Genomic DNA, 22,581 nt, shown 5'->3' with positions numbered 1-22,581 from the left:
ATCGCGTCGAACGGCGCGGAGCGGAATCGACATCGCAGTCGGAATCCGTCGGAACAGAGCGCTGGGTGTGCCCCGTTGTCAAGCCCGTGTCGGAGCCGCCGACCCGGACCGATCCTTGCCTTCAGCACGGGCGAGAGGAGCAGCCATGGCGGCCGCACACGACTTCGGATCACACGGTGACGGCAGCGCCGTCTGGACCAGCGCCATCAGCGTCGCCTACGGCGACGGAATCGTGCCGCGCAAGCGGACGCGGCGCGCTCCCCGGCACCACTGGTGGACGCGGAACGCATCCAAGGAGGATGGGCAGCGCAGCTGAGGGCGACGGCGGCGCGTCAGCGCTCGTCCGACACGGATGCGCCGGAGAGTCGCTCCTCGGCGTCCGCACCCGCCGGCTCCCATCGCAGCAGGTCGCCCGGCTGGCACTCCAGCACCTGGCACAGCGCATCGAGGGTGGAGAACCGCACGGCCTTCGCCCGCCCGTTCTTGAGCACCGCGAGGTTGGCGGGGGTGATCCCCACGCGCTCGGCGAGCGCACCGACGCTCATCTTGCGCCGCGCGAGCATCACGTCGATGTCGACGATGATGGGCATCAGATCACCTCGTCCAGCTCCGAGCGCAGCCCGCGCGCCTCGTTCTCACGGTCGATCGCCTGCGCCAGCAGCCGGCGCATGACCACGACCAGCAGCGCCATCCCGGCCAGCACCAGCGCCGCACCGCAGATGAGGCCCACGATCCCGGGCGCCACCTCCCCCGGCGCGAGCACGACGGCCAGGATGAAGGTGAGTGCGGATGCGGCGGCGATGGCGCCGATCACGACGTCGACGTAGCGGAACGCAGCATCCGAGAACACCGCCCCCCGCCGCACGAGGGTCAGCAGCTGCCACACGCACACGGCGAAGACCTGCAGCGTGGCGACGCCGAGCACGGCGAGCACGACGAGGGCGACGCGTCCCCACAGCGGCTCTCCGGCCAGATCCGCCCACATGAGCGGCACGATGACCGTTTGGACGACGACCGATCCGATCAGCGACAGGGCGATGACGATCCGCAGCAGCACGATGGTGACGGTGCCCATGGCCCCTCCTTCGTCGGAATGCCGCCACTCTATCGTTATTCGATAGATTCCTCCAGGTATTCGATAGGTCCGCGGTGTGGCCGCCCTGCACAGGCGCGGGGATGCTCGGCGACGCGCCGTCGCGCGGGGCGCGGCGGCGGCGTGTCGGCCACGATTTCCGCCGTTGTGCGGGGCGTGGGGCGGCCACCGGTCGGCGCAGCAGGCGTCAGGCGGCGGGAGGGAGGCCGAAGCCCTGCGGGAGTCTCCGGTTGACGAGAGTCGTGACGATCTCGCTCATCACCCCCACCGCGACGAAGACCACGGCCGACAGGAGGGCACCCCACGGAAGGAAGTCGATGTGAGGGAAGGCGAAGACCCGCAGAACGACCACGGCGAGGATCGCTGCGGGCAGCGTCAGCCACCGGAGCAGCTGCGCCGGCGTGCGCCTGCGGGTCCCGGTGAAGCTCTCCGCGTACTGCTTCGCCGGCCCGAACTCGTCCTCGGGGGCGCTCCCACTCAGGGCGGTCGTCTCGGACACGGCCGCCAGGGCCTCCCGGACCTGCGCCTCCGTACACCCACGGTCGCGCAGCGCCTGCGCGAGTGCGGCGTAGTAGCTCATCAGTCTTCCTCCCCGTCGGCGGCACTGCCATGGGCCGGCCGTTCCAGCGCTGCGTCCATCTGGCTCCGGAACAGGGCCCACTGCTCCTGGAGTTCGCGAAGGTGTTCGCGACCCTCATCCGTGATGGTCATGATCTTCCGCGCCGGGCCGCTTCGGGGAGCGTGCCATTCGGAGTCGATCCGGCCCTCGTCGTGCAGGCGGTTCAGGTGGGGATACACGGTCGCTCCTTTGACGTCGAACCCCCAGGAGCGCAACCCCTCCATCAGCGCATAGCCGTGCTGCGGCTCGTCAGCGAGACGGCAGAGGAGGAGCATCGGCAGCGCCGAGCGGAACCAGTCGCCCGTCGATCTATCCCCACCCACGGCTAGATCGTAACTCAGACTAGTTCGCTCTGTAAATAGTCCGCGTCCTTTCACCGTGCGCCGTCCGTCGTCCGCCCTGCGCCGAGAGTGCATCATCCTGGCGAAACGGCACCGGATCCGGTGCACTCTCGCCGAGTCGGTGCACTCTCGGGGTGGCGCGTGGCGGGCGCATTAGGCTGAGAGCCCTGCCATCGAATCGCGAGTTCCCATGGATCTGTCCCTGATCGTTCCGACCTTCAACGAGGGTCCGAATGTGCGGGAGCTGCTGCGCCGGCTCGCCCAGACCCTCGCCGGCACGGCGTACGAGGTCGTCTTCGTCGACGACTCCACCGATGACACCCCCGACATCATCCGCGCGGCCGCGGCCGAGAGCGACGCACCGGTCCGGCTCATCCATCGCGCCGAGGCGGTCGGCGGACTCGGCGGCGCGGTCGTCGCCGGCATCCAGGCGGCCACCGCCGACTGGTGCCTCGTGATGGACGGCGACCTGCAGCATCCGCCCGAGGTCATCCCCCAGCTGCTCGCCCGGGCCGCGCGGGGCGACGTCGACGTCGTCGTGGCGTCGCGCTACGTCTCCGGCGGCACCTCGAAGGGGCTGGCCGGCTCCGTGCGCACCGCGGTGTCACGCCTTTCGACGCTGCTGACCAAGGCGATGTTCCCCCGCAAGCTCCATGGATGCTCCGACCCGATGACGGGCTTCTTCCTCCTGCACCGTCCGGCCGTCGAACTCGACACGCTCCGGCCGCGCGGGTTCAAGATCCTGCTCGAGGTCCTCGCGCGCCGGCAGCTGCGCCTGGCCGAAGTGCCCTTCGACTTCGCCGAGCGGCACGCCGGCGCATCCAAGGCCTCGTTCACCCAGGGAGTGCGGTTCCTGGCGCAGCTGACGATGCTGCGGTTCGGTCGCATGTCGGCGTTCGCGGTCGTCGGAGGCGTGGGCGCCGTGGCCAACCTCGCCATCATGTGGGCGCTGATCGCGCTCGGCATGGAGTACGTATGGGCCGCGATCATCGCCAGCGAAGTGACGATCATCGGCAACTTCCTGCTCCTGGAGTACCTCGTCTTCGCCGACATGCGCGCCGACTCGGGCCTCATGCGCCACCGGTTCCTGAAGTCGTTCACGTTCAACAACCTCGAGGCGGTCATCCGCATCCCGGTGCTGTGGGTCATCGTGGAGGCCACCCACATCCCCAGCGTCGTCGCGGCCGCCCTCACCCTCGTGGCGGCCTTCGTGGTGCGCTTCGTCTTCCACGCCCTCATCGTCTACGCACCGCAGCGCCAGCGTGCGGGAGCCGCGGCGCCGGCCGCCGCAGCGCCGGTCGCCGCCGACGAACGCGCCGCCTGAGCGCCCAGGGGTCTCCCATGGGCGCTCGCCTAGCGTGAAGGTGTGACTTCTTCTGCCTCTGTGACCATGTTCGGCGCCGACTGGTGCCGCGATTGCCGCCGCACGAAAGCCCAGCTCGACGAGCTCGGCCTGCCCTACGAGTACGTCGACCTGGAGGCAGACCCGGCCGCCGCCGACGTGGCGCGGGAGATCTCCGGCCGCACGAACATCCCCGTCGTGGTCTACCCCGACGCCTCTCACCACGTCGAGCCGACCAACGCCGAGGTGGAAGCCAAGCTCCGCGAGCTCGCGCTCATCTGACCGGTCCCCGCGAAGGGCCCGCGTCGGCGGCCCATGCCAGAGTGAGGGCATGAACCGCATCGGCGCGATCTTCACCCCGTACTTCCCTCCCGAGGCGCTGCGCGACGCCGCTCAGGCCGCCGAGGAGTCGGGCGTCCCGGAGCTGTGGCTGTGGGAGGACTGCTTCCGCGAATCCGCGTTCGCCTCCGCCTCCGCGGTCCTGGCATGGACGGCGCGGATGCGTGTGGGCATCGGCGTCGCGCCCATGCCGATGCGCAACGTGGCCCTCACCGCGATGGAGATCGCCACCGTCGAGCGGATGTTCCCCGGCCGCCTCATCCCCGGCGTCGGGCATGGCGTGCAGTCGTGGATGGGACAGATCGGCGCTCGCGCGGCCTCACCGCTGACCCTCATGCGCGAGTACGTCCCCGCACTGCGCTCCCTCCTCTCCGGCGCCGAGACGACCACGTCCGGCCGCTACGTGTCCCTGGACCGCGTCCGGCTGGACTGGCCGCCCGCCGACCCGCCGCCCCTCGTGGTCGCGGGCGAGGGACCGAAGACCGTGCGCCTCACAGGCGAAGTGGGCGACGGCACCGTGCTGCCGGCCAGCAGCACGCCCGAGCGGGTGTCGCGCACCCTCGCCCTGGCCCGGGAAGGCCGGGCGGCGGCGGGGCGGACCGGCGCACACGAGCTGGTGGTGTTCGTCGAGGCGGCCTTCGATCCGCGCCACGCCCCGCCGGCACCGAGCGAGCCGACGGACGGCGACGCGCCTGCAGTCCCCATCGCCGGCGCACCGGAGGAGGTCGCCGCCGCGCTCGACCCCTACTTCGCCGCCGGGGCCACCCGCGTCATCCTGCAGCCGCCGCTGGCCGACCGTGACATCGCCGGATTCATGGCCGGCGCGGGCGCGGTCGCGACCCTGCTGCAGAACGCCTGACCGCAGGCCCTTCAGGGGCCGCACCTATGCTGGGAGGCCACCGAAGGAGAGCCCCCGTGACCCTCGAGCAGCCCGCCGCCACCCCCGCCGACGCCACGCGAGAGCGGATCGAGGCAGACCTGCAGGCCCTCACCACCGGCTCGCGACTGTGGTCGACCCTCGACCTCGCCCAGCGGGCGCGTCTGCTGGGGCGCCTGCGCGACACCGTCGGCGCCGCGGCCGAGGAGTGGGCGCTCACCGCCGCGGTCTCCAAAGCCCTCCCCGCCGGCTCGCCGCTGCGGGGCGAGGAGTGGCTGAGCGGTCCGTACACCACGCTCACGGCGCTGGATGCTGCGGTGCGGACGCTGCGCGCCCTCGCCGGCGGCCGCAGCCCGCTCGACGGCGTGCGCCTGACCGACGCTCCCGGCGGCCGCATCCGCGCGCACGTGCTCCCGGCCGAACCCATCGACCGGGTGCTGCTGTCGGGATTCCGCGGAGAGGTGTGGCTCGAACCCGGCGTGACGCGCGCCGAGGCGATCGCCGCGGCGGGACTCGGGCAGCGCACGCCGACGGACGCCGGTGGCATCGGGCTGGTGCTCGGCGCCGGCAACGTCACCTCCATCCCGATCCTCGACGTGCTGTACGAGCTGCTTTCGGCCAACCGCGTCTGCATGCTGAAGGTGAACCCGACGCAGGATGCCCTCGTGCCGGTGTTCGAGCGCGCCTTCGCGCCACTGATCGAACTCGGCCTGCTGCGGATCGTGCACGGCGGCGGGGACATCGGCGCGTACCTGACGCAGCATCCGGCGTTCTCGCACGTGCACATCACCGGGTCGGCGGCGACCTTCGACGCGATCGTGTGGGGAACGGGCGAGGATGCCGCGCGCCGCCGTGCCGCGGGAGAGCCGGCGCTCACCGTCCCGATCACCGCGGAGCTGGGCGGGGTGTCGCCGATCATCGTCGTCCCGGGCCGGTGGAGCGACGCCGACCTCCGTTTCCAGGCCGAGCACATCGTCACGATGCGCCTGCAGAACAGCGGGCACAACTGCGTCGCGGGACAGGTCGTGCTCCTCAGCGCCGACTGGCCGCAGCGGGGCGCCTTCCTCGCGGCGCTGCGGAGCGCCTATGCCGCCGCCCCCGCCCGCACGGTCTGGTATCCCCGCAGCGGCGAGACCCTCGCCGCGGTCGCCGCGTCCTATCCCGACGCGACGTGGTCGGCCGACGGCACGCGCGCGATCGTCCAGGTCGACCGGGATGCCGACGCCGACCCGGTGGAGACCACCGAGTACTTCGCCCCCGTGCTGGGCGTGCTGACGCTCCCGGGTACCGGGCGGGCCTTTCTCGACGCCGCCGTCGCCCACGCCAACGACCGGCTCACCGGCAGCCTCGGCGCCAACGTGCTCATCGACCCCGTCACCGAGGCCGAGCTCGGCGACGGCCTCGACGATGCGATCGCCGCACTGCGCTACGGCAGCATCGCGGTCAACGCGTGGACCGGGGCGATGTTCACGATCCCGGGCCTGTCCTGGGGCGCCTTCCCCGGCGGCACGCCCGCGCACGTGGGCAGCGGCATCGGCGTCGTGCACAACGCGCGCCTGCTCGACCGGGTCGAGCGCTCGGTCATGCGGGGGCCTTTCCGCCCCTTCCCGCGCATGATCCCCGGAGCGGTGCGCGGCCGCGGCGCCTTCACGGTGCTGCCCAAGCCGCCGTGGTTCGTCACGGCCCGCACCGGCGCGGAGGTCAGCGAGGGCCTCACCCGCTTCCGCGCGGACGGCAACCCGCTGCGCCTGGCCGCGACCCTCACGAAGGCCTTCGGCGCCTGACCCGCGGCCGGGTCCTCGGCCCGCGGGGCCCCGCGGCGCGGGGTCAGGCGAAGCGGTCGGCGGCCGCGCGCAGCGCGCGGGCGATCCCCGGCTCGGTCGCGGAGTGGCCCGCGTCGGGCACCACGACGAACTCGGCCTCCGGCAGCATCCGGTGCAGGTCCCATGCCGTCATCATCGGGGTGCAGACGTCGTAGCGCCCCTGCACGATGACGGTGGGGATGCCGCGCAGGCGCACGGCATCCTCGATCAGCTGCCCCTCGCGGAGCCATCCGCCGTTGACGAAGTAGTGGTTCTCGATGCGGGCGAAAGCCGTCGCCTTCGCCGGGTCGCTCATCTCGGCGATGAACCCCTCATCCGGCACGAGGGTGACGGTGGCTGCCTCCCACCGGGTCCACGCCAGCGCGGCGGGGCCGTGGACGGCTGGGTCGGGATCGTTGAGGCGCCGGTGGTACGCCTCGATCATGTGCGAGCGCTCGAGCACGGGGATGGGGGCGACGTACTCGTCCCACAGATCGGGGAACAGCGCCGAGGCGCCGCCCTCGTAGAACCACTCCAGCTCGTGGCGGCGCAGCGTGAAGATGCCGCGCAGGACGAGTTCGCTGACCGCGTCGGGGTGCGCCTCCGCGTACGCCAGGGCGAGGGTGCTCCCCCAGGATCCGCCGAACACCTGCCACTGGGCGATCCCCAGGTTGCGGCGCAGCAGCTCCATGTCGGCGACGAGGTGCCACGTGGTGTTGTGGCGCAGGTCGGCGACCGGGTCGCTCGCGTGCGGCGTCGAGCGGCCGCATCCGCGCTGGTCGAACAGGATGATGCGGTACTTCTCGGGGTCGAAGAAGCGCCGCTGCCACGGGCTGGACCCGCCCCCGGGGCCGCCGTGCAGATAGACGACCGGCTTGCCCTGCGGATTGCCGCTCTGCTCCCAGTAGAGCCGCTGACCGTCGCCGGCCAGGAGCATCCCGCTCTCGTACGGCTCGAGCGGGGGATACAGGATGTCGTCGAGGTGGGCTGGCGCGCTCACGCCCGGTGTCCTTCCGAACTCATGCCTTCACCGTATCGGTGAACGCGGCCCGCACACGGCGCGACAGGGCCACCCTATGCTCTGAGGGTGATGGCGACGCTCCTGATCGTGGTCGTCGCGGTGGTCGTCATCGCCGTGGCCACCGCGCTGGCGCCGCGCGTCAACGTCGCCGGGCCCCTCGTGCTGATGGCGATCGGGCTGGGCGTGAGCGTGCTTCCCTTCGTTCCCGCGTGGGAGATCGACCCCGAGTGGATCCTCGTGGGGATCCTGCCGCCGCTGCTGTATTCCGCCGCCGTGCAGCTGCCGGCGGTGGAGTTCCGCCGCGACTTCGGGCCGATCGCCGGCCTGTCGGTGGTGCTCGTGGTGATCTCCTCGCTCGTGCTGGGTGCGGTCTTCACGCTCCTCATCCCGGGCATCGGCCTGCCGCTGGGCATCGCGCTCGGAGCGATCCTGAGTCCCACGGATGCCGTTGCCACCTCGATCGCGAAACGCCTGGGCCTTTCGCCCCGCGTCGTGACGATGCTCGACGGCGAGAGCCTGCTGAACGACGCCACCGCGCTCGTGCTGCTGCGCACGGCGGTCGCCGCGATCGCCGGCGGGTTCGCGTTCGGAGATGCAGTGGGGGCGTTCGCGTGGGGCGTGGCGATCGCCCTCGTGCTGGGGGCGGGCGTGGGGTGGCTGAACCTGCGCGTGCGGCAGTGGGTGGCGCATCCGGCGGCGAACACCGCGCTGAGCTTCACCGTCCCCTTCCTCGCCTACCTTCCTACCGAGGCCCTCGGCGGATCCGGGCTCGTCGCCGCCGTCGTGGCCGGGATCGTCACGGGGCAGGGCGCCGCGCGGCGGTTCACGCCCGAGCAGCGAATGAGCGACCACCTGAACTGGCGCACCATCGAGCTGCTGCTGGAAGGCGCCGTCTTCCTCATCATGGGCCTGGAGCTGAAGGAGATCGTCCGCGCGAACCTCGAGGAGCACGAGGGCATCTGGTACGCCGCATCCCTCGCCCTGGCGGCGCTGGGCATCACGCTGGCCGTGCGCGCGGCCTACGTGTCGGTGCTGATCTGGGGCCAGGGGCGGCGCGCCCACCCGCGGCTGCGGCAGCGGGCGGATGCCGCCGGCGAGCGCCTGGAGGACTTGGAGGCGCAGCTGAACCGGCGCCTGACCGCGGACGCGCCCGGGGATGCGGTGGGTGCCCGTGTCCGCGGTCAGCGGCGCCGGCTGGGGTGGATGCGCCGGCGCTTGACGCGCCTGATGCGCGACATGGACTACTACCGCGATTCGCCCCTGGGCTGGCGGCACGGCACGGTGATCGTGTGGGCGGGGATGCGGGGCGTGGTGACACTCGCGGCGGCACAGACCCTGCCGCGCGAAACCCCCGACCGGGCGCTGCTCATCTTCATCGCGTTCCTCGTCGCCGTCCTCAGCCTCACCCTCCAGGGGCTGACTCTGCCGTGGGTGGTGCGCCGGCTCGGGCTCTCGGGCGAGGGCACCGACGGCCCCTCCCACCAGGAGCAGCATGCGCTGTCGGCCGAGCTGCAGGCCGCGGCGGCGGCGGCCATGGCCGCCGAGGACGTGCGCCGCCGTGACGGCGAGGCCTTCCCCGACAGCGTCGTCGAGCGGGCGAGCGCGCGGCTGACGCGTCCCCCGGAAGACGACGACAGCGCCCGCGCACACGACCTGCTCGAGCTGCGCCTCGCGCTGATCGGGGTGATGCGTGAACGCCTCGTCGAGCTGTCGCGCGACGGGCGCTTCAGCACGGCCGCCCTGCGGCACGCCCTCGCCGAACTCGACGCCGACCAGCTCAGCCTCGAGCTGCGGCTCGACGGTGAGGACTGACCCGTCGCCTCGGGCGGGAAGCAGGCACAATAGAAGGGCGGGAGGTGCCATGAGCGACACGCGAGACACGGCTGAGGTCGCGCGCACCCAGCCGCGGGGAAGCCGGGCCGACACGAGCCCCCTGCATCTGCCGCACCCCGCCGCGCAGTGCCCCAAGTGCTTCACCGAGCTCCAGCGCGACCGGGACTGGTGGCTGGCTCGCCCCGCCGGTGCACGCCTCGTGGGCCTGGTGGTGTCGCGACCGGGTATGCCGTCGGTGGTGCAGCAGCGCGACGACCTCACGCGCTTCGGCGTGCCCATCGAAGGCTTCCGGCATCCCTCGCCCGAAACGCTCGAGGACTGGTCGGAGCGACTCGCGCGGTTCTTCGCCACGCTCGGCCGGGGCGACGTCCTCGTGGTGGCCAACGTCCACGCCCTCGGGACGACGCTGGAGGAGGAGACGCGCGCCGTCGCCGAGCTGCACGCGCGCGGGGTCGTGGTCAAGGTGCTCGGCCACGGCGGCCGCCACCTCTACGACACCGGCCGCTGAACCCGCCTCTCGCCGACCCGCCTTTCGCCGAAAGTGCACCAACCCCGCGAGAGTGCACCGGATGTGGTGCACTCTCGACGAGTCGATGCACTTTGGGGGCGCGGCCGGGGCCGCCGGGGCGGCGCGGGTCAGTCGGCGAGGAGACGGGCGTTGCCGGCGGCGACCTCCACGAACACCCGGGCGGATGCTCCGGACGCGGTGCGCAGGTCGTTTTCCAAGCCGCCCGCCGAGACTTCCGAGCGCACGTCGTACACGTCGTCCGGGAGCGTCAGTTCGAGCGAACCGGCGCTGACGGTGGCTCGCACCTCGGACGGGGCCGAACCTCCCAGGCGCGCGAACAGGTCGCCGGCGCTCACCTGCAGGTCGGCTTCCCGCACACCCTCGATGTCGATGTCGGCCCGGCCCGCGCTGACCTCCGCGACGAGCGTCTCGGCGCTGCCGGTGACGGTCATGTCGCCCGCGCCCATCCCGAGGTCGAGCTCTCCGAAAGCCCCGTCGGCCGTCAGGGAGCCGGCCCCCACGGCGAGCCGCGCGTCGGAGCCCTCGAGCTCTGCCGGGAGGGTGAGGATGGCCCGGCCGTTGCCGTTTCCGAACCATGTCGTCCACAGCAGGCGCGGGCTGTGCACGAGAAGCGTCTGACCCTCCTGCCGGAGCGTCCATTCCCCGTTGGTGGAGTTGCGCACGTCGAGGGTCGCCTCCGCCACGTCGTCGAAGCGCACCGTGAGGTCGGCCGCGCCCACCTCGATGTCGAGGCCTTCCACGCGGTCCACCTCGACGCTGCTCGTGCCGGTGTACGCGAAGGCCGAGGCCATGCTCGCACGCATGCCGCTCCACACGACGGCCACGAGCACGCCGGCCCCGAGCAGGGCGACGAGGATCGTGATCACCCGGGCGGCGTCGCGGTTCGGACGTGGCCCGACCGGCTCGGCGGCCGGGGGAAGCGGCGGCGGGGTGAGTGTGCTGGTCATCGTCCTGCTCCTGTCTGCGGCGCGGATCCGCCATGTTCGATGTGGGCGAGCGCAGCCTGCACGCGCCGGTTGCCCGACTCGTCCTGCTCGAGCCCGAGCTTCTGGAAGATCGCGGTGATGTGCTTCTCGACGCTCGCCTCCGACACGAACAGCGTCGCGGCGATCGCCTGGTTGGACTTGCCCTCGGCGATCAGGGCGAGCACCGACCGTTCGCGTTCGGTCAGCCGCTGCATCCGCTCGTCGCGGCTGCGCCGGCTCAGCAGCTGGGCGACCACCTCGGGATCGAGGACGGTGGCGCCCTCGCCGATGCGCGCGACCGACTCCAGGAACTCGGCCACATCCGCCACGCGGTCCTTCAGCAGGTAGCCGAGCGCGCCGCCGCGCCCGCCGATGAGGTCGGTGGCGTAGCGCTCCTCGACGTACTGCGAGAGGACGAGGACGGGAAGCTCCGGATGCTGCGCCCGCAGCCGCACCGCGGCGCGGATGCCCTCGTCGGTGTAGGTGGGAGGCAGCCGCACGTCGAGGATGCACAGGTCGGGGGCGGTGGCGGCCACGGTCTCGTCGAGGACGGAGGCGTCGGGGAGGGCGGCGACGACGTCGTGCCCGGCGTCGACGAGGAGCCGCACGAGCCCTTCGCGGAGGAGGACACTGTCCTCGCAGATCAGAATGCGCATGGCACGCTCACCTCCAGGGCCGTCGGACCACCGTTGGGGCTGTCGAGTCGGTACGTGCCGCCGGCGCCGACGATGCGGTTGGAGATGCCGTCGAGGCCACCTCCCGGAAGGATCCGTGCGCCTCCGATGCCGTCGTCTTCGACACGGGCCCACAGGGTCCCGTCCTCCCGGCGGCGGGCGACCACGCGCACGGCGCTCGCGCGGGAGTGCTTCGCGGCGTTGGTGAGCGACTCCGCGATCGCGAAGTACACCGCCGCCTCGGCGCTGCGCTCGCACCGGCCCTCGATGCGCACGTCCAGCTGCACGGGCACGTGCGAGCGGGCGGCGAGCGCCGACAGTGCCGCATCCAGCCCCCGGTCATCCAGCACCGACGCGTGGATGCCGCGGGCCAGCTGGCGCAGCTCGGTGATGGCGGCCTTGGTGGAGGTGTGCGCCTCTTCGATGAGCGCGGTGGCCGCGGCCGGGTCGTCTTCGATCTTCTGGCGAGCCAGGCCCAGGGTCATGCCGACAGAGACCAGGCGGGGCTGGACGCCGTCGTGCAGGTCGCGCTCGATCCGGGTCCGTTCGACGTCGGCGGCGCGCACCGCGCCCGCCCGCTGCTCGGCGGACTGCCGGGCCTGCGCGGCCAGCTGCGCCTCCCGGGAGGGCACCATAATCAGACGCGAGAGCACGCCGTGCAGGATCGCGACGCCGATCAGGGCGGCCGCCGACAGCGCCACCATGACGGGCCCGACCACGAAGGCCCACGTCAGGGGCAGCTCGAGATCCCACCCCCACAGGCGGGAGACGCCCTCCCCGACCAGCAGCGGAGACAGGGTCAGGGCGATGCCAGACACCAGCACGGCGACCAGCATGATCGTGACGATGCCGAGCACGGTCGCGATCGCGAAGTTCGCGATGCCCCGCCACACGCCGGGGTCGATCGCCTGACGCCAGAACATGAGCATGACCCCGCCGAACCCGGGACGGGGCGGGCGGCGCAGCGCCGGGGCGGGCACGCCGACGTGGTAGAGCCCGTCCACGCGCGCCGCCTCGACCCACGCCACGGCCCACAGCGTGTAGACGAAGCCGATCAGCAGGAGCAGGCCGATCCCGAGGACCACCACCAGACCGATCCCCGTGCTCAGGAGCGTGATCAGCAGAGTGAACACCACCGGTCCGACCAGGCCGAGCGCGGCCAGTTGCGCGATGGTGAGGAGCACCCGCAGCGGCGAGGCCACCGGGGAGCGCAGAACGGATGTCGCGGCGGAGCGGGAGCCGTCCGCGGTCGCGGGCGCGGGCCCGGTCTCGGGAGCGGGGGGCGACGCGGGCGCCGCAGTGTGCGAGGTCATGTCCCCACGCTAGAGCCGCGGGCCCGCCGTCGCCCCCGAGTCATCCCGACGCCTGCTTCGGGTTTTCCCTACCCCCGCTCCCCGACGCGTATGCGCCCGCGGGCATTCCGTACGGGCGGCACCCCGGCCCCGCCCCGCCGCGTCCCACCGGGAGCCGCGGGGCGGGCCGGACCGGCTCAGAGGGCGGGGACGAGGACGCGGTCGATCGTGTGGATCACGCCGTTCGTCGCCGGGATCCCGATCGCCCACGGCACGAGCTTCGGGTCCTTGAGCGCCGGCGACTCGTCGCGCAGGGTGATGCCGCGCGGCTGGATCGTGCCGCCGTCGGCCATCGTGAGGGACCTCGACGTGATCACGCGGATCGGACCGAGCTTCTGACCCGGAACGACGTGGTACAGCAGGATGGTGGTGATCTGCTCGGTCGTGAAGGTGGACGTGATCGCCGCCAGCGCATCGGCCTCGGAGGCCGGACGCGATCCGGTCAGGTCTTCGACCAGGCGCAGGAACGCGCGGTCGTTCGGGGCGAAGACCGTGTACGCGGTCGAGGTGTCGGCGAGCGTGGCATCGAGCCCGGTCGCCACCACGGCCTGCACCAGCAGGTCGTAGTCCCACGGGTTGCCGTCGGGCGTACCGCCGCCGGATGCGCCGACGGCGACGTCGACGATGGTCCCGGACGGGGCGGAGCCTCCCGTGGCGTGCGCGGGGGTGGCTGCCAGTGCGAGACCCGCGGCGGCGGCGAGGGCGACGGTGAGGCGCAGCGTCTTCTTCATTTCCAGCTCCTTCGATGGGCGGCACCCGACCGGGGGTGAGCGGGTGTCCACAGGGTTATTCCGCCCGCACGCCCGATCTGGATGCAGCCGCGCCGAAGTCCCGGGACCGCCGGTGCCGGGGAGAGAGGAGAGAAGCGGGGGTCAGGGAGCGCAGGCGGTGGCCGGGTCGGAGGCCTGGCCGTTCGCGCGACGGATGAGCACTTCGATGCAGGTGGTGCCGGAGGGGTCGGCGGGCACCGTGACGGTGGTCTCCGACACCGGCTGCAGCGCCGTGTCGCCGCCCCCGCGCTCCACGAGACCCCACAGATACGCATCGCCCTGCGCGGGGTCCGGGTTCACCCACGTGAAGACGACACCCTCGGGGGTGACCGTGCCCGTCAGGTCGGCCGGCGGCTGCGCGGTGACGGGAATGACGTCGATCGGCTCGTCGGTGGGTGACGCCGTCGGCGTCGGCTCGCCCCCGCCGCCGAGGACCGCGGGCAGTGAGAGGGCGAGGATGACGGCCATCACGAGAACGAACGCGCCGGCGCCGACGGCGAACCACAGGCCGCGGCGAGACGCCGGCGGCGCGGCCTCGGGGGCCGGCGCGGCCGCGTCCCCCGACAGATCCGGGGTCGGCTGGGTGTAGGGCGCCGCACCGGCGCTCGCGCCGCCGGGTGCGGCCGGGGGCAGCGGCGGCGGGACGGCGGGACCGGCCGGATGCGTGGGCCGCAGCGGTGCGGCGGACATGCGCGCGACCGGGGACTGCGGGATCACCGACGGTGGCCGGACACGCGTGGCGTCGTCGGCGACGGCACGGCGGGTCGCCGCCTCCGGAGCCCACTGGTCGTGCCGCGGCAGCGGCGGCCGCGTGGGTCCGGCGGCGGGGTGTGTCTCGGGGTCGATGCTCACGACGCCGCGGACGCGCGTGAGGCCGTCGTCTTCGTCGTCCACGACGCCGTCGGGCGTGCCGTCGTCGAGGATGTCGATCGGCGTCACGGCATGGGCGGACTCGATCTGCACCTTCTGCAGGGCCCGCGCGAAGGCCAGCGCGGTGTCGTACCGGTCGGCGGGGGACTTGGCCATCGCCCGCTCGAGGACGCGCTCGAGCGAGGACGGGGCATCGGGCCGCTCCAGAGGCGGCAGCGGCAGCGTCTCGATGCGGGAGATGAGCTCGGCCCCGGTGTTGCGGTGACCGACCAGCTCGAACGGCGACCGGCCGGCCAGCAGGCTGTACACCGTCGCTCCCAGCGACCACACGTCCGAGCGCGCGTCGCCGGTGGGCACGGCGGCCAGCGCCTCGGGCGGTGACCACGGGATCGACAGTCCGCCCGCGTCGGCGGCCCCCGCCGTGGTCGATGCGATGCCGAAGTCGGTCAGCGCCGGGCGGTTGTATTCCGTCACGAGAATGTTGGCGGGCTTGATGTCGCGGTGGAGGACGCCGGCCCGGTGGGCGGTCTCCACCGCCGCGGCGACCTGCACGCCGACCCGCAGGGCCTCGGCCACCGAGAACGGCTCGCGCCGGTACCGGGCCTGCAGGTTCGGCCGCGAGCAGTACTCCATCACGAGGTACGGCCGCCCGTCGCCGGCCACCCCGGCCTGGTGGATCGTCACGATCGCCGGGTGCGTCGACAGCATCGCCATGACGTTGGCCTCGGCGGTGAACTCCACGATCGAGCCGCTCGTCATGCGCTCGGTGAGGAGCACCTTCACCGCGACCCGCCGCTTGGGCAGGTGCTGCTCGTACAGGAACACGTCGGCGAATCCGCCGGAGCCCAGCAGCTCCAGGTAGGTGAACCCGGGCAGATCGGGGGGAGACTGCGGCGCGCGGCGCGAGCTCACCGAACGTCCTCGACGGCGACGGTGATCCCGTCGCCGAGGTCGAGCACATCACCGGGGACCACGATCGTCTGCTCACCCGGGTGCAGTCGCACCGGGTCCGAGCCTCGGCGCAGCAGCCGTGTGCCGTTGGTGGTGTTCAGGTCGGTGGCGAGGATGCTGTCGCCCTCGACGCGCACCTCCAGGTGATTGCGCGAGATGTCCTGCTGCGGGCTGTCCACGGCGATGAGGTGGGGGAGGTCGGCGCCGCTGATCCGTGTCGAGCGGGGACGGCGTCCGATGATGACCGTGCGCTCCAGCAGCACGCTCTGCCCGCTGGAGACCCGCAGCAGCCCGGCGGCGGAGGAGGGCACGGGCGGCGAGAGCGGCGGCGCCACCGGCGGCAGCTCCCCGGCCGCCCGGAGCCGGCGCGCCTCCTCGAGGGTGATCGTGGCGTCATCCGACTCGCCGTCGGTCTCGCCGGGGCCGCGGATGATCGTGGCTTCCACATCTTCGTCCAGCGGCGGCACTGCCGGGGCCGCGGGGGCGGGCGCGGCCGGCACCTCCGGCGCAGGCGTCGCGGGAGCGGGAACGGCCGGCACCTCCGGCGCAGGCGTCGCGGGAGCGGGAGTGGGAACGGTCGGCACCTCCGGCGCGGGGGCGGCGGGGGCGGGCGCGGGGCGGCGGGCGCGGCGGGGGCGGGCGCGGGAACGGCCGGAGTCGGACGCGTCGGCGGGGCCGGGGTGTCGGGGCCCGCGGCCGCGGTGACGGGGGCTGCCGGCGGAGTTGCGTCCTCGCGCACCTCGGCCACGCTGTGCGGCTGCACCGGCTCGACGGGAGCGCCCGAACGGCGCGGCCCGGCCGGAGCCGCGGCGGGCTCCGCCTCCGCGGGGGCTGCGGCCGCGCTCTCCGCACGGGTGATGACGACCGACGCCGCCGCGACCACGCCGTCGCGCAGGGGCAGTGTGGCGGCGTCCGTGTCGGCGGGTCCGATCAGCAGGGTGTCGGCCGATCGGATGCTGCGCTCGGTCCACGTCGAGACGCCGGCACCGTCCACGCGCTCGGCTGCGGCATCCGCGCCGAGCGACACGGCCAGGTCGCCACGCACCGCCACGCGCCATCCGCCGTCTTCGTCGAGGGCGACCGCGAAGGGCGGAAGGGAGGACAGCGGCCCGCCGGCGGCGAGCGCGTCGACCACGCCGGCGAGGCCCGCGCCGCGGTGCAGCTGCTCCCACACGGCTTCGGCCGTGGCATCCGTCGCCCCCTCCCCCAGGAGGGCGATCGCGTGCGCCGCGACGACGGCTCGCAGGGATCCGGGGGTGTAACGCACGACGGTCATTGCAGTCCTCCTCGGACTCGCGCTTGCGCGCGTGGAAGGGTCTCGCCCTCGATCTCGTCGAACGACGTGGACGGGATGGTCTCGCTGCGGTCGCGGATGCCGCGGATGCGCACCGCGAGCGCGTCGACGATGACCGCGGTGACGTTGTCGCGCCCGCCCGCTTCCACGGCCTCGCGCACGAGTCGTTCGGCGGCGGCCTGCGGGTGGCGCTCGGAGCGGAGGATCACGTCGATGCGCTCCTCGTCGATCTCGGTGGGCAGCCCGTCGGAGCAGATGAGGATGCGGTCACCCTCCTCCGCCGGCAGCAGCCAGAAATCCGGCTCGCTGTCGCTGCCGGCGCCGATGGCGCGGGTGATCACGTTGCGGCGGGAGTCCTTCGCGGCCGAGGCGGCGTCCAGCTGGCCCGAGTCGATGAGCTCCTGCACGACGGAGTGGTCCACGCTCACCTGCTCGAGCACGCCGTCGCTGAGACGGTAGGTGCGGGAGTCGCCGAGGTTGACGGTGAGCCAGTACCCCTCCCCCTCCACGTCGGCGATCGTGACGCCCGCGAGGGTCGTGCCGGCTCCGGCACCGCCGCCTTCGGGGAGCGCGTCGATGCGGTCGCGCGCCGCGCGCAGCGCCCCCTGCACCTCGTGGATCGTGAGACTGTCGCGCCCTGCCAGCCGCGCGAACTCGTCGATCACGGTCGCGCTGGCGATCTCGCCCGCATGGTGCCCGCCCATGCCGTCGGCGACGAGGAACAGCGGCGGCATCGCCAGGAACGCGTCTTCGTTGAGGGAGCGGCGGCGGCCCACGTCGGTGGCCGCGCCCCACACCACCGTCACCGGCGGAGCCGGGCGCCCGGCATCGGGTCGGCCGCTCATGCCGGCCCGCTCACGGTCGCGGTGCGATCGCCCAGTTCGAGGCGGTCGCCGGGCCGCAGCGCGACCCGCTCTCCCGGGCGGAGGGCCGTGCGGACGCCTTCGCGCACGAGCACGGTGCCGTTGCGCGACCAGCGGTCGGCCAGCCACACCTCGGGGTGCTCGCCGCCGATCTCGAAATGCGTCCGCGACAGCGACAGGGTCTCGTCCCGCACGACCACGGTCGCGCACGGCCCGCCGAAGGGGTCGCGACCGAACACGGTCCTGCCGTACACCGCGACCTGCTCTCCGTTGTCCCACGTGAGCACGGCGACCGGGTTCACGAGCTGCTCCCCTCGTCGCGCGACGATCGGATGCGCCGCACCGCGGCGCTCACGCGCTGCCACTGCGAGGCGGCCCCCTGCCCGAGGGCCGTGCCGCGCTCGCGCAGCGACGGGCGCGCCGGGGCGGAGCCGGGTGCGTCGCCCGAGGGTGCGGCAGCACGCGCGGGGCGCGGCGGCCGGGTGCGCGTGATCCGGCGATCGGGCAGCGCGAAGCGCGTGCCGGCCAGGAGCGCGCGCACGTCCAGACGGGCCTTCAGACGCCGCCAGAAGCCGACGCGCTGTCCCATGCCGCCGACGATGCCGTCCACCTCGTGCCAGAACTCCTCGATCTCGGCCGGTGTGGGGTCGGACGGGCCGAACACCTCCGCGTCGGCCCGGCGCGCGAGGGTGGCCACCTGGGGCTGCTCGAACGCGGTACTCACGACCGAGGCGTCCTCCGCGCGCGTGCCGCCACGGCGGACGGGCGTGCCGTAGTCGCTCGCGCGGTCGATCAGTTCGTCCCATCCGCCGCTGATGCGGTCGGCCGGACGCTCGGCCTCGCGCCTGCGGCGACGGCGTGCCGCCTTCAGCGCGCCCACCACGAGGAACGGCCCGAGCAGCAGTGCGAGGACGCCGACGATGCTGGCCAGCACGATGGCGATGAGACCGAGGATGCCCGCCAGCGGGTTCTCCTCGTCCTCGGCGCCGCGCTCGTCGGGCACAGTGGGCGGAAGGTCGACCGGCTCCTGCTCGGGCGGCGGGGGCTGGAGCACCTGCGGCTTCGGGTCGGCGCGGGGCTTGGTGGTCTGGTCGGTGGGCACCTGGTCTTCGGGCGGCGTGGGGTCGAACGCGACCCAGCCCGACTCGTCGAAGGCCACCTCGACCCACGCGTGCAGCGTCTCGCCGGTCGCGGTGAACAGCCCGCCGGAGGCGTCCTCCTCCGGGTAGAAGCCCATGACCACGCGCGCGGGGATGCCGAGTTGCCCGGCCAGCAGCGCCATCGTGACGGCGTACTGCTCGTCGTCGCCGATCCACTGGTCACCGCGCAGCAGCGTGGCGATGCGCTCGGCGCCGTGACCTGCGCGCGAGAGAACCTGTCCCTCCAGCCCGTGGCTGAAGAACCCGTCCTGCGACAGGGTCTGCTCCAGGGCCCGCACCTGCTCGATCGGGGTTGCCGCGTCACCGACGATGTCGGAGGCGATCTCGGCGAACTCCGGCGGCACGCCCTTCTGCTTGGGCATCCGCAGCGGCGCGAACTTCTCGTCGGCCAGCCGTTCGTCGCTCGGGTCGCCGGGCAGGAGCGTCTCCAGCGTGTACGCGTCGCCCTCGCCCAGGCGCATCGTCACGACCCCGGTGCCCGTGGCGTCGTTGTAATACGCGCTGCGGCGCAGCTCATCCGCGCGCGGCCCGTCGAACTCGACCGAGCGCACCGCCCCGGCATCCGGGAGCCACACACCGCGCATCCCCTCGATCTCGATCCGGATCGTCGCCGGGGTTCCCTCCGCCTCGGGCGACATGATGCTGCGCACCGGCGTGAAGGCGCTGGAGGAGCCGGCGCCGTCATCGGCGACGTTGAAGACGGTGCCGGTGTAGGCGTCCATCGTGGCGAGGCGGATGCGGCCGCCTTCGGGGAGCCCGGACGCGGTGAACAGCGGCTCGTCGGCGAAGTCGCGCACGTAGCCGCGGAAGGACTGCAACGGGCTGGGGTACTGCCGCACGTCGAACGGCGGGATGACGACGTCGCGCAGAACGTAGCGCGGCCCCTCGGGTGCGGCCGCCGCGCCTGCCGCGACGCCCGCGCCGGTGGCCACCGCCAGGACGGCGGCCCCCGCGATCAGCCGGCGCGCCAGCATCCCGGTGGGCTCGCCGCCCTCGCCGACCGAGATCGCCGCGCGCACGGGCTGCCACGCCTGACGCACGGCGATCCACACCGCCGCGACGAGGGCGAAGACGACCCCCTGCACGATCGGGGCGGCCGGTTCCACGGTGCCCAGCGCGATCTGGCCCACGAGGTAGGCCACCGCCGGGACCAGCGCCCAAGCCGGCGGACGCACGCGCAGGGCGAGGCTTGCCACGAGGACGGCGGCGACGAGGGTGAGGAGAAACGGCACCACCAGATGGCTGTCGCCGGTACCCACGGGCGCGACGGTGGTGAGGAGTTCCTTCCACGACGTCACGATCGCGATGACCAGGCGCCACAGCGACTCCGGTGTCGGGATGAACCCGAGGAGCCCCACGTGCGGCACCGCGAGGACGGTGCCGAAGACGATGTAGGCGGCGAGGGTGAGGCCGGCGATCACGAGCACGCCCCACCGCCGCCACGTGGCGACGGTGGCGATGGCCAGGCCCAGGATCAATCCGCCCACGGCGGCGGGGAGGTACGCCGGTCCGCCGAAGGTCGGCCAGAAACCGGCGATCCCGACGGCGAGCAGCAGCGTCGTGGCCCCCAGATCCAGCGCCCAGCGGCGCACTTCGAGACCGCCGATCACGTGCGGCTCCCCGTCTGCGGGGCGGGCGGGCGCGGTCATGCGAGCACCCGCGCGAGGGCGGAGGGCAGCTGATCGAGGGCGCCGAGGGAGAGGACGTCGGCGTCGGCGATGCGGCGCAGGGCCGGCGCGTCCAGCGTCGTGTCGGCGACGACGACCAGTGCGCGGGCGCCGAAGGGCACACGACCGCACGCGACGCGCAGGCGCGCGGCATCCACGGCACTGCCGCACAGGAGCACGACCACGCTGGCCGCCGGCGCGGTGGCCGAGATGTGCCCGGCCAGGTCGACGATGTCACCGGTGCGCCCGCGCGCGAACGACAGCCCCGAAAGCCCGTCCAGGAACTGCTTGCCCGTGCCCGAGGGCAACTCGGAGCCCTGGACGCGCACCTCGACCCGCTGGGAGTCGCGCAGCGCACGCAGGCCGAGCGATCCGGCGGCCGAGATGGCGAGTTCAAACTCCTCCGCGTCGGCGTAGTCGCCCGGATTCCGCGACAGCCCGATCACGAAGTGGGAGCGCCGCGTCTCCTCGAACTGGCGCACCATGAGCTTGCCGGTGCGCGCCGTCGAGCGCCAGTGCACGTTGCGGCGGTCATCGCCGGGCTGGTACTCCCGCAGCGCGTGGAAGGAGATGTCGTCGCGCGAGAGGTCGGTGGCGGGCAGGCCCTCCAGGTCGCGGAGGAACCCGAGCGACTGCCCGTCGAACAGCACGGTGCGAGGGTGCACGTACAGGTCGACCGGCTCGTCGCGGCGGTGCACGCGCTCGAACACCCCGAGCGGGTCGCCGCGGACGACGCTGACGGGTCCGACGGCGAGCACGGCACGACGATTCGTGGGGATCGCGAACAGCTCTTCGGCCTCCTCGCCGGGGGCCAGCCGCTTCACCGCGAACTCGCCGCGACCGGCGCCGACGGGCAGAACGACGCGCGAGGGCAGGATCGCCCGCGACCCCGTGTTCGCGAGGGTCAGCGCACCGACGGCCCGCTCCCCCACGACCACGCGCGTGCGCGTGAGGTCCAGGCCCACGTCGTAGTCGGTGCGGCCGATCAGGAAGAAGGCGCAGATCACGAGCAGGGCGGCCAGCACGAGGGCCGCGACGATGAGCTCATGCCAGCCGAGCAGCTGCCCCGTGATCCACAGGACGACCGCCGTCACCAGCACGACCCAGCCCAGCGGCCGGACGACGCTCAGCACCTCCCGCGTCCCGCGCAGCACGCGCGCCGCCAGCGGCGCGGCGAGTTCACGCAGCACCTCCGTGCGGGTGGTGCCGGCGGGCACGGTGGTGCCCAGCGTCTCGCTCGTCATCAGGCCGCGGACCTCGCCTGCGGCGCCGGGATCGACTCGAGCGTGCGGGCGATCACCGTGGCGGGGGTGACTCCGCTGAACTCCGCCTCGGGGTCGAGGACGAGACGGTGCGTCCACGCCGGCGCCACGAGCTCCTTGACGTCGTCGGGCACGACGTAGTGGCGGCCCTGCGAGGCCGCCCGCACCTTGGCGATGCGCACCATCGCGAGCGAGCCGCGCACCGAGACGCCCACACGCGTCGAGGGGTCGGTGCGCGTGGCCTCGGCCAGCTGCGCGATGTAGCGCAGGACGGCGGGTTCGGCGTGGGCGCTCGCGGCGAGGTCGGCCATGTCGGCGACGGCGGAGGTCGTGATGAGCGCCGGCAGGCTGGCCGACGGGTTGCGGTCGGCGGCGCCGGCGAGGATGCGCTCGGCGATGGCGAGGTCGGGGTAGCCGATGGAGGTCTTGATCAGGAAGCGGTCGAGCTGGGCCTCGGGGAGCTTGTAGGTGCCGGCCTGCTCGATGGGGTTCTGCGTCGCGATGACGAGGAACGGGCGGCCCACCTCGTGCGGCACGCCGTCGACGGTCACGCGCGACTCCTCCATGACCTCCAGGAGAGCCGACTGGGTCTTCGGCGACGCACGGTTGATCTCGTCGGCGAGCAGGATCGAGGCGAAAACGGGGCCGCGGTGGAACTCGAACTTGTGGCTGGCCTGGTCGTAGATCGTCACGCCGGTGACGTCGGAGGGCAGCAGGTCGGGGGTGAACTGGATGCGGGCGCTCGTGCCCTGCACCGTGGCGGCGAGCGCCTTGGCCAGGCTCGTCTTGCCGGTGCCCGGCGCATCCTCCAGCAGCACGTGCCCTTCGGCGAGCATCGCCGACAGGACGAGGCTCACGACCTCGCGCTTTCCCATCAAGGCGCGGTCGACGTTGTCCACCAGGCGCGTGAAGGTGGTCTCGAACCAGGCGGCCTGGTCGGGGGTCATGGTCATGCGG

The 22,581-nt window shown here is 73.1% G+C and carries 23 protein-coding genes; 7 read left to right on the top strand and 16 right to left on the bottom strand.

Annotated elements, in window-relative coordinates; genetic code table 11:
* Positions 1-145 precede the first annotated feature (145 nt).
* Complete coding sequence (locus tag F6J85_RS17620; RefSeq protein WP_191639796.1) at positions 146-316, top strand: hypothetical protein; 171 nt, start codon at positions 146-148, stop codon at positions 314-316.
* 16 nt (positions 317-332) lie between these two features.
* Here F6J85_RS17620 and F6J85_RS01025 read toward each other — a convergent pair whose 3' ends face one another.
* The 4 genes from F6J85_RS01025 to F6J85_RS01010 all read right to left on the bottom strand — a co-directional run bounded on the left by F6J85_RS01025 (position 333) and on the right by F6J85_RS01010 (position 2,035).
* Entirely contained in the window at positions 333-590 is a 258-nt protein-coding gene (locus F6J85_RS01025; protein ID WP_150918145.1) for a helix-turn-helix domain-containing protein, read from the bottom strand.
* On the bottom strand, positions 590-1,075 hold the full coding sequence (locus F6J85_RS01020) for a DUF2975 domain-containing protein (RefSeq protein WP_150923469.1): 486 nt from the start codon (positions 1,073-1,075) through the stop codon (positions 590-592). The genes F6J85_RS01025 and F6J85_RS01020 overlap by 1 nt, the downstream gene beginning before the upstream one ends.
* 205 nt (positions 1,076-1,280) lie before the next feature.
* Positions 1,281-1,673 carry a hypothetical protein gene (locus F6J85_RS01015; protein WP_150923468.1) on the bottom strand — a complete coding sequence of 131 codons (393 nt, stop codon included), beginning with the start codon at positions 1,671-1,673 and terminating at the stop codon, positions 1,281-1,283.
* Complete coding sequence (locus F6J85_RS01010) at positions 1,673-2,035, bottom strand: PadR family transcriptional regulator (protein ID WP_191906698.1); 363 nt, start codon at positions 2,033-2,035, stop codon at positions 1,673-1,675. The genes F6J85_RS01015 and F6J85_RS01010 overlap by 1 nt, the downstream gene beginning before the upstream one ends.
* A gap of 208 nt (positions 2,036-2,243) precedes the next feature.
* Here F6J85_RS01010 and F6J85_RS01005 point away from each other — a divergent pair, with 208 nt between their 5' ends.
* The 4 genes from F6J85_RS01005 to F6J85_RS00990 all read left to right on the top strand — a co-directional run bounded on the left by F6J85_RS01005 (position 2,244) and on the right by F6J85_RS00990 (position 6,395).
* Complete coding sequence (locus tag F6J85_RS01005) at positions 2,244-3,377, top strand: glycosyltransferase (RefSeq protein WP_150923466.1); 1,134 nt, start codon at positions 2,244-2,246, stop codon at positions 3,375-3,377.
* A gap of 66 nt (positions 3,378-3,443) precedes the next feature.
* Entirely contained in the window at positions 3,444-3,677 is a 234-nt protein-coding gene (locus F6J85_RS01000; RefSeq protein ID WP_150918177.1) for a glutaredoxin family protein, read from the top strand.
* A gap of 49 nt (positions 3,678-3,726) precedes the next feature.
* The gene (locus F6J85_RS00995; RefSeq protein ID WP_150923464.1) at positions 3,727-4,593 is read left to right on the top strand and encodes an LLM class flavin-dependent oxidoreductase; all 867 of its coding nucleotides are present in this window, start codon (positions 3,727-3,729) and stop codon (positions 4,591-4,593) included.
* A 56-nt stretch (positions 4,594-4,649) separates the two neighbouring features.
* Entirely contained in the window at positions 4,650-6,395 is a 1,746-nt protein-coding gene (locus F6J85_RS00990) for an aldehyde dehydrogenase family protein (RefSeq protein WP_238707019.1), read from the top strand.
* 43 nt (positions 6,396-6,438) lie between these two features.
* On the opposite strand, the gene pip is transcribed toward F6J85_RS00990, so the two are convergent.
* Positions 6,439-7,413: a prolyl aminopeptidase gene (pip, locus tag F6J85_RS00985; RefSeq protein ID WP_150923462.1), complete on the bottom strand. Its 975-nt coding sequence runs from the start codon at positions 7,411-7,413 to the stop codon at positions 6,439-6,441.
* A 90-nt stretch (positions 7,414-7,503) separates the two neighbouring features.
* On the opposite strand from pip, the gene F6J85_RS00980 reads away from it, so the two are divergent.
* Positions 7,504-9,246, top strand: coding sequence for a cation:proton antiporter (locus tag F6J85_RS00980; RefSeq protein ID WP_150927082.1), 1,743 nt, complete (start codon positions 7,504-7,506; stop codon positions 9,244-9,246).
* Between the two features lie 49 nt (positions 9,247-9,295).
* Complete coding sequence (locus F6J85_RS00975; protein ID WP_150923461.1) at positions 9,296-9,775, top strand: dehydrogenase; 480 nt, start codon at positions 9,296-9,298, stop codon at positions 9,773-9,775.
* A gap of 128 nt (positions 9,776-9,903) precedes the next feature.
* Here the strand turns inward: F6J85_RS00975 and F6J85_RS00970 are convergent, their stop codons facing one another.
* From F6J85_RS00970 to F6J85_RS00915, 11 genes are all read right to left on the bottom strand, one after another.
* The gene (locus tag F6J85_RS00970) at positions 9,904-10,743 is read right to left on the bottom strand and encodes a DUF4097 family beta strand repeat-containing protein (RefSeq protein ID WP_150923460.1); all 840 of its coding nucleotides are present in this window, start codon (positions 10,741-10,743) and stop codon (positions 9,904-9,906) included.
* Positions 10,740-11,417 carry a LuxR C-terminal-related transcriptional regulator gene (locus F6J85_RS00965; protein ID WP_150919804.1) on the bottom strand — a complete coding sequence of 226 codons (678 nt, stop codon included), beginning with the start codon at positions 11,415-11,417 and terminating at the stop codon, positions 10,740-10,742. Before F6J85_RS00965 ends, F6J85_RS00970 begins: the two co-directional genes overlap by 4 nt.
* The gene (locus tag F6J85_RS00960) at positions 11,405-12,748 is read right to left on the bottom strand and encodes a sensor histidine kinase (protein ID WP_150923459.1); all 1,344 of its coding nucleotides are present in this window, start codon (positions 12,746-12,748) and stop codon (positions 11,405-11,407) included. Before F6J85_RS00960 ends, F6J85_RS00965 begins: the two co-directional genes overlap by 13 nt.
* Before the next feature lie 176 nt (positions 12,749-12,924).
* On the bottom strand, positions 12,925-13,518 hold the full coding sequence (locus tag F6J85_RS00955) for a fasciclin domain-containing protein (protein WP_150919802.1): 594 nt from the start codon (positions 13,516-13,518) through the stop codon (positions 12,925-12,927).
* A 141-nt stretch (positions 13,519-13,659) separates the two neighbouring features.
* Entirely contained in the window at positions 13,660-15,339 is a 1,680-nt protein-coding gene (locus F6J85_RS00950) for a serine/threonine-protein kinase (RefSeq protein ID WP_150923458.1), read from the bottom strand.
* Positions 15,336-15,824, bottom strand: a complete 489-nt coding sequence (locus F6J85_RS00945) for an FHA domain-containing protein (RefSeq protein ID WP_150923457.1) — start codon at positions 15,822-15,824, stop codon at positions 15,336-15,338. The genes F6J85_RS00950 and F6J85_RS00945 overlap by 4 nt, the downstream gene beginning before the upstream one ends.
* 826 nt (positions 15,825-16,650) lie before the next feature.
* Entirely contained in the window at positions 16,651-17,517 is an 867-nt protein-coding gene (locus tag F6J85_RS00935; RefSeq protein ID WP_150923455.1) for a PP2C family protein-serine/threonine phosphatase, read from the bottom strand.
* Positions 17,514-17,837, bottom strand: coding sequence for an FHA domain-containing protein (locus F6J85_RS17615; RefSeq protein WP_191906696.1), 324 nt, complete (start codon positions 17,835-17,837; stop codon positions 17,514-17,516). Before F6J85_RS17615 ends, F6J85_RS00935 begins: the two co-directional genes overlap by 4 nt.
* Positions 17,834-20,344: a transglutaminase-like domain-containing protein gene (locus F6J85_RS00925; protein WP_150923454.1), complete on the bottom strand. Its 2,511-nt coding sequence runs from the start codon at positions 20,342-20,344 to the stop codon at positions 17,834-17,836. Before F6J85_RS00925 ends, F6J85_RS17615 begins: the two co-directional genes overlap by 4 nt.
* Positions 20,341-21,606, bottom strand: a complete 1,266-nt coding sequence (locus tag F6J85_RS00920) for a DUF58 domain-containing protein (RefSeq protein WP_150923453.1) — start codon at positions 21,604-21,606, stop codon at positions 20,341-20,343. Before F6J85_RS00920 ends, F6J85_RS00925 begins: the two co-directional genes overlap by 4 nt.
* The gene (locus F6J85_RS00915; RefSeq protein ID WP_150923452.1) at positions 21,606-22,577 is read right to left on the bottom strand and encodes an AAA family ATPase; all 972 of its coding nucleotides are present in this window, start codon (positions 22,575-22,577) and stop codon (positions 21,606-21,608) included. The genes F6J85_RS00920 and F6J85_RS00915 overlap by 1 nt, the downstream gene beginning before the upstream one ends.
* Positions 22,578-22,581: the final 4 nt, after the last annotated feature.

Source organism: Microbacterium lushaniae (assembly GCF_008727775.1).
GTDB lineage: Bacteria > Actinomycetota > Actinomycetes > Actinomycetales > Microbacteriaceae > Microbacterium > Microbacterium lushaniae.
The sequence above is the reverse complement of the archived record's forward strand: the minus strand, read 5'-3'. Positions and strand labels throughout refer to the sequence as shown.

What these genes read in the sequence shown, in the direction of transcription:
- F6J85_RS00995 (WP_150923464.1), top strand. Translation starts at nt 3,727, where the DNA reads ATGAACCGCATCGGCGCGATCTTCACCCCGTACTTCCCTCCCGAGGCG.
- F6J85_RS00915 (WP_150923452.1), bottom strand. Translation starts at nt 22,577, where the DNA reads ATGACCATGACCCCCGACCAGGCCGCCTGGTTCGAGACCACCTTCACG.
- F6J85_RS00970 (WP_150923460.1), bottom strand. Translation starts at nt 10,743, where the DNA reads ATGACCAGCACACTCACCCCGCCGCCGCTTCCCCCGGCCGCCGAGCCG.
- F6J85_RS00960 (WP_150923459.1), bottom strand. Translation starts at nt 12,748, where the DNA reads ATGACCTCGCACACTGCGGCGCCCGCGTCGCCCCCCGCTCCCGAGACC.
- F6J85_RS00980 (WP_150927082.1), top strand. Translation starts at nt 7,504, where the DNA reads ATGGCGACGCTCCTGATCGTGGTCGTCGCGGTGGTCGTCATCGCCGTG.
- F6J85_RS00935 (WP_150923455.1), bottom strand. Translation starts at nt 17,517, where the DNA reads ATGAGCGGCCGACCCGATGCCGGGCGCCCGGCTCCGCCGGTGACGGTG.
- F6J85_RS01000 (WP_150918177.1), top strand. Translation starts at nt 3,444, where the DNA reads ATGTTCGGCGCCGACTGGTGCCGCGATTGCCGCCGCACGAAAGCCCAG.
- F6J85_RS00925 (WP_150923454.1), bottom strand. Translation starts at nt 20,344, where the DNA reads ATGACCGCGCCCGCCCGCCCCGCAGACGGGGAGCCGCACGTGATCGGC.
- F6J85_RS01005 (WP_150923466.1), top strand. Translation starts at nt 2,244, where the DNA reads ATGGATCTGTCCCTGATCGTTCCGACCTTCAACGAGGGTCCGAATGTG.
- F6J85_RS01015 (WP_150923468.1), bottom strand. Translation starts at nt 1,673, where the DNA reads ATGAGCTACTACGCCGCACTCGCGCAGGCGCTGCGCGACCGTGGGTGT.
- F6J85_RS00955 (WP_150919802.1), bottom strand. Translation starts at nt 13,518, where the DNA reads ATGAAGAAGACGCTGCGCCTCACCGTCGCCCTCGCCGCCGCCGCGGGT.
- F6J85_RS01025 (WP_150918145.1), bottom strand. Translation starts at nt 590, where the DNA reads ATGCCCATCATCGTCGACATCGACGTGATGCTCGCGCGGCGCAAGATG.
- F6J85_RS00975 (WP_150923461.1), top strand. Translation starts at nt 9,296, where the DNA reads ATGAGCGACACGCGAGACACGGCTGAGGTCGCGCGCACCCAGCCGCGG.
- F6J85_RS00965 (WP_150919804.1), bottom strand. Translation starts at nt 11,417, where the DNA reads ATGCGCATTCTGATCTGCGAGGACAGTGTCCTCCTCCGCGAAGGGCTC.
- F6J85_RS17620 (WP_191639796.1), top strand. Translation starts at nt 146, where the DNA reads ATGGCGGCCGCACACGACTTCGGATCACACGGTGACGGCAGCGCCGTC.
- F6J85_RS01020 (WP_150923469.1), bottom strand. Translation starts at nt 1,075, where the DNA reads ATGGGCACCGTCACCATCGTGCTGCTGCGGATCGTCATCGCCCTGTCG.
- F6J85_RS00920 (WP_150923453.1), bottom strand. Translation starts at nt 21,606, where the DNA reads ATGACGAGCGAGACGCTGGGCACCACCGTGCCCGCCGGCACCACCCGC.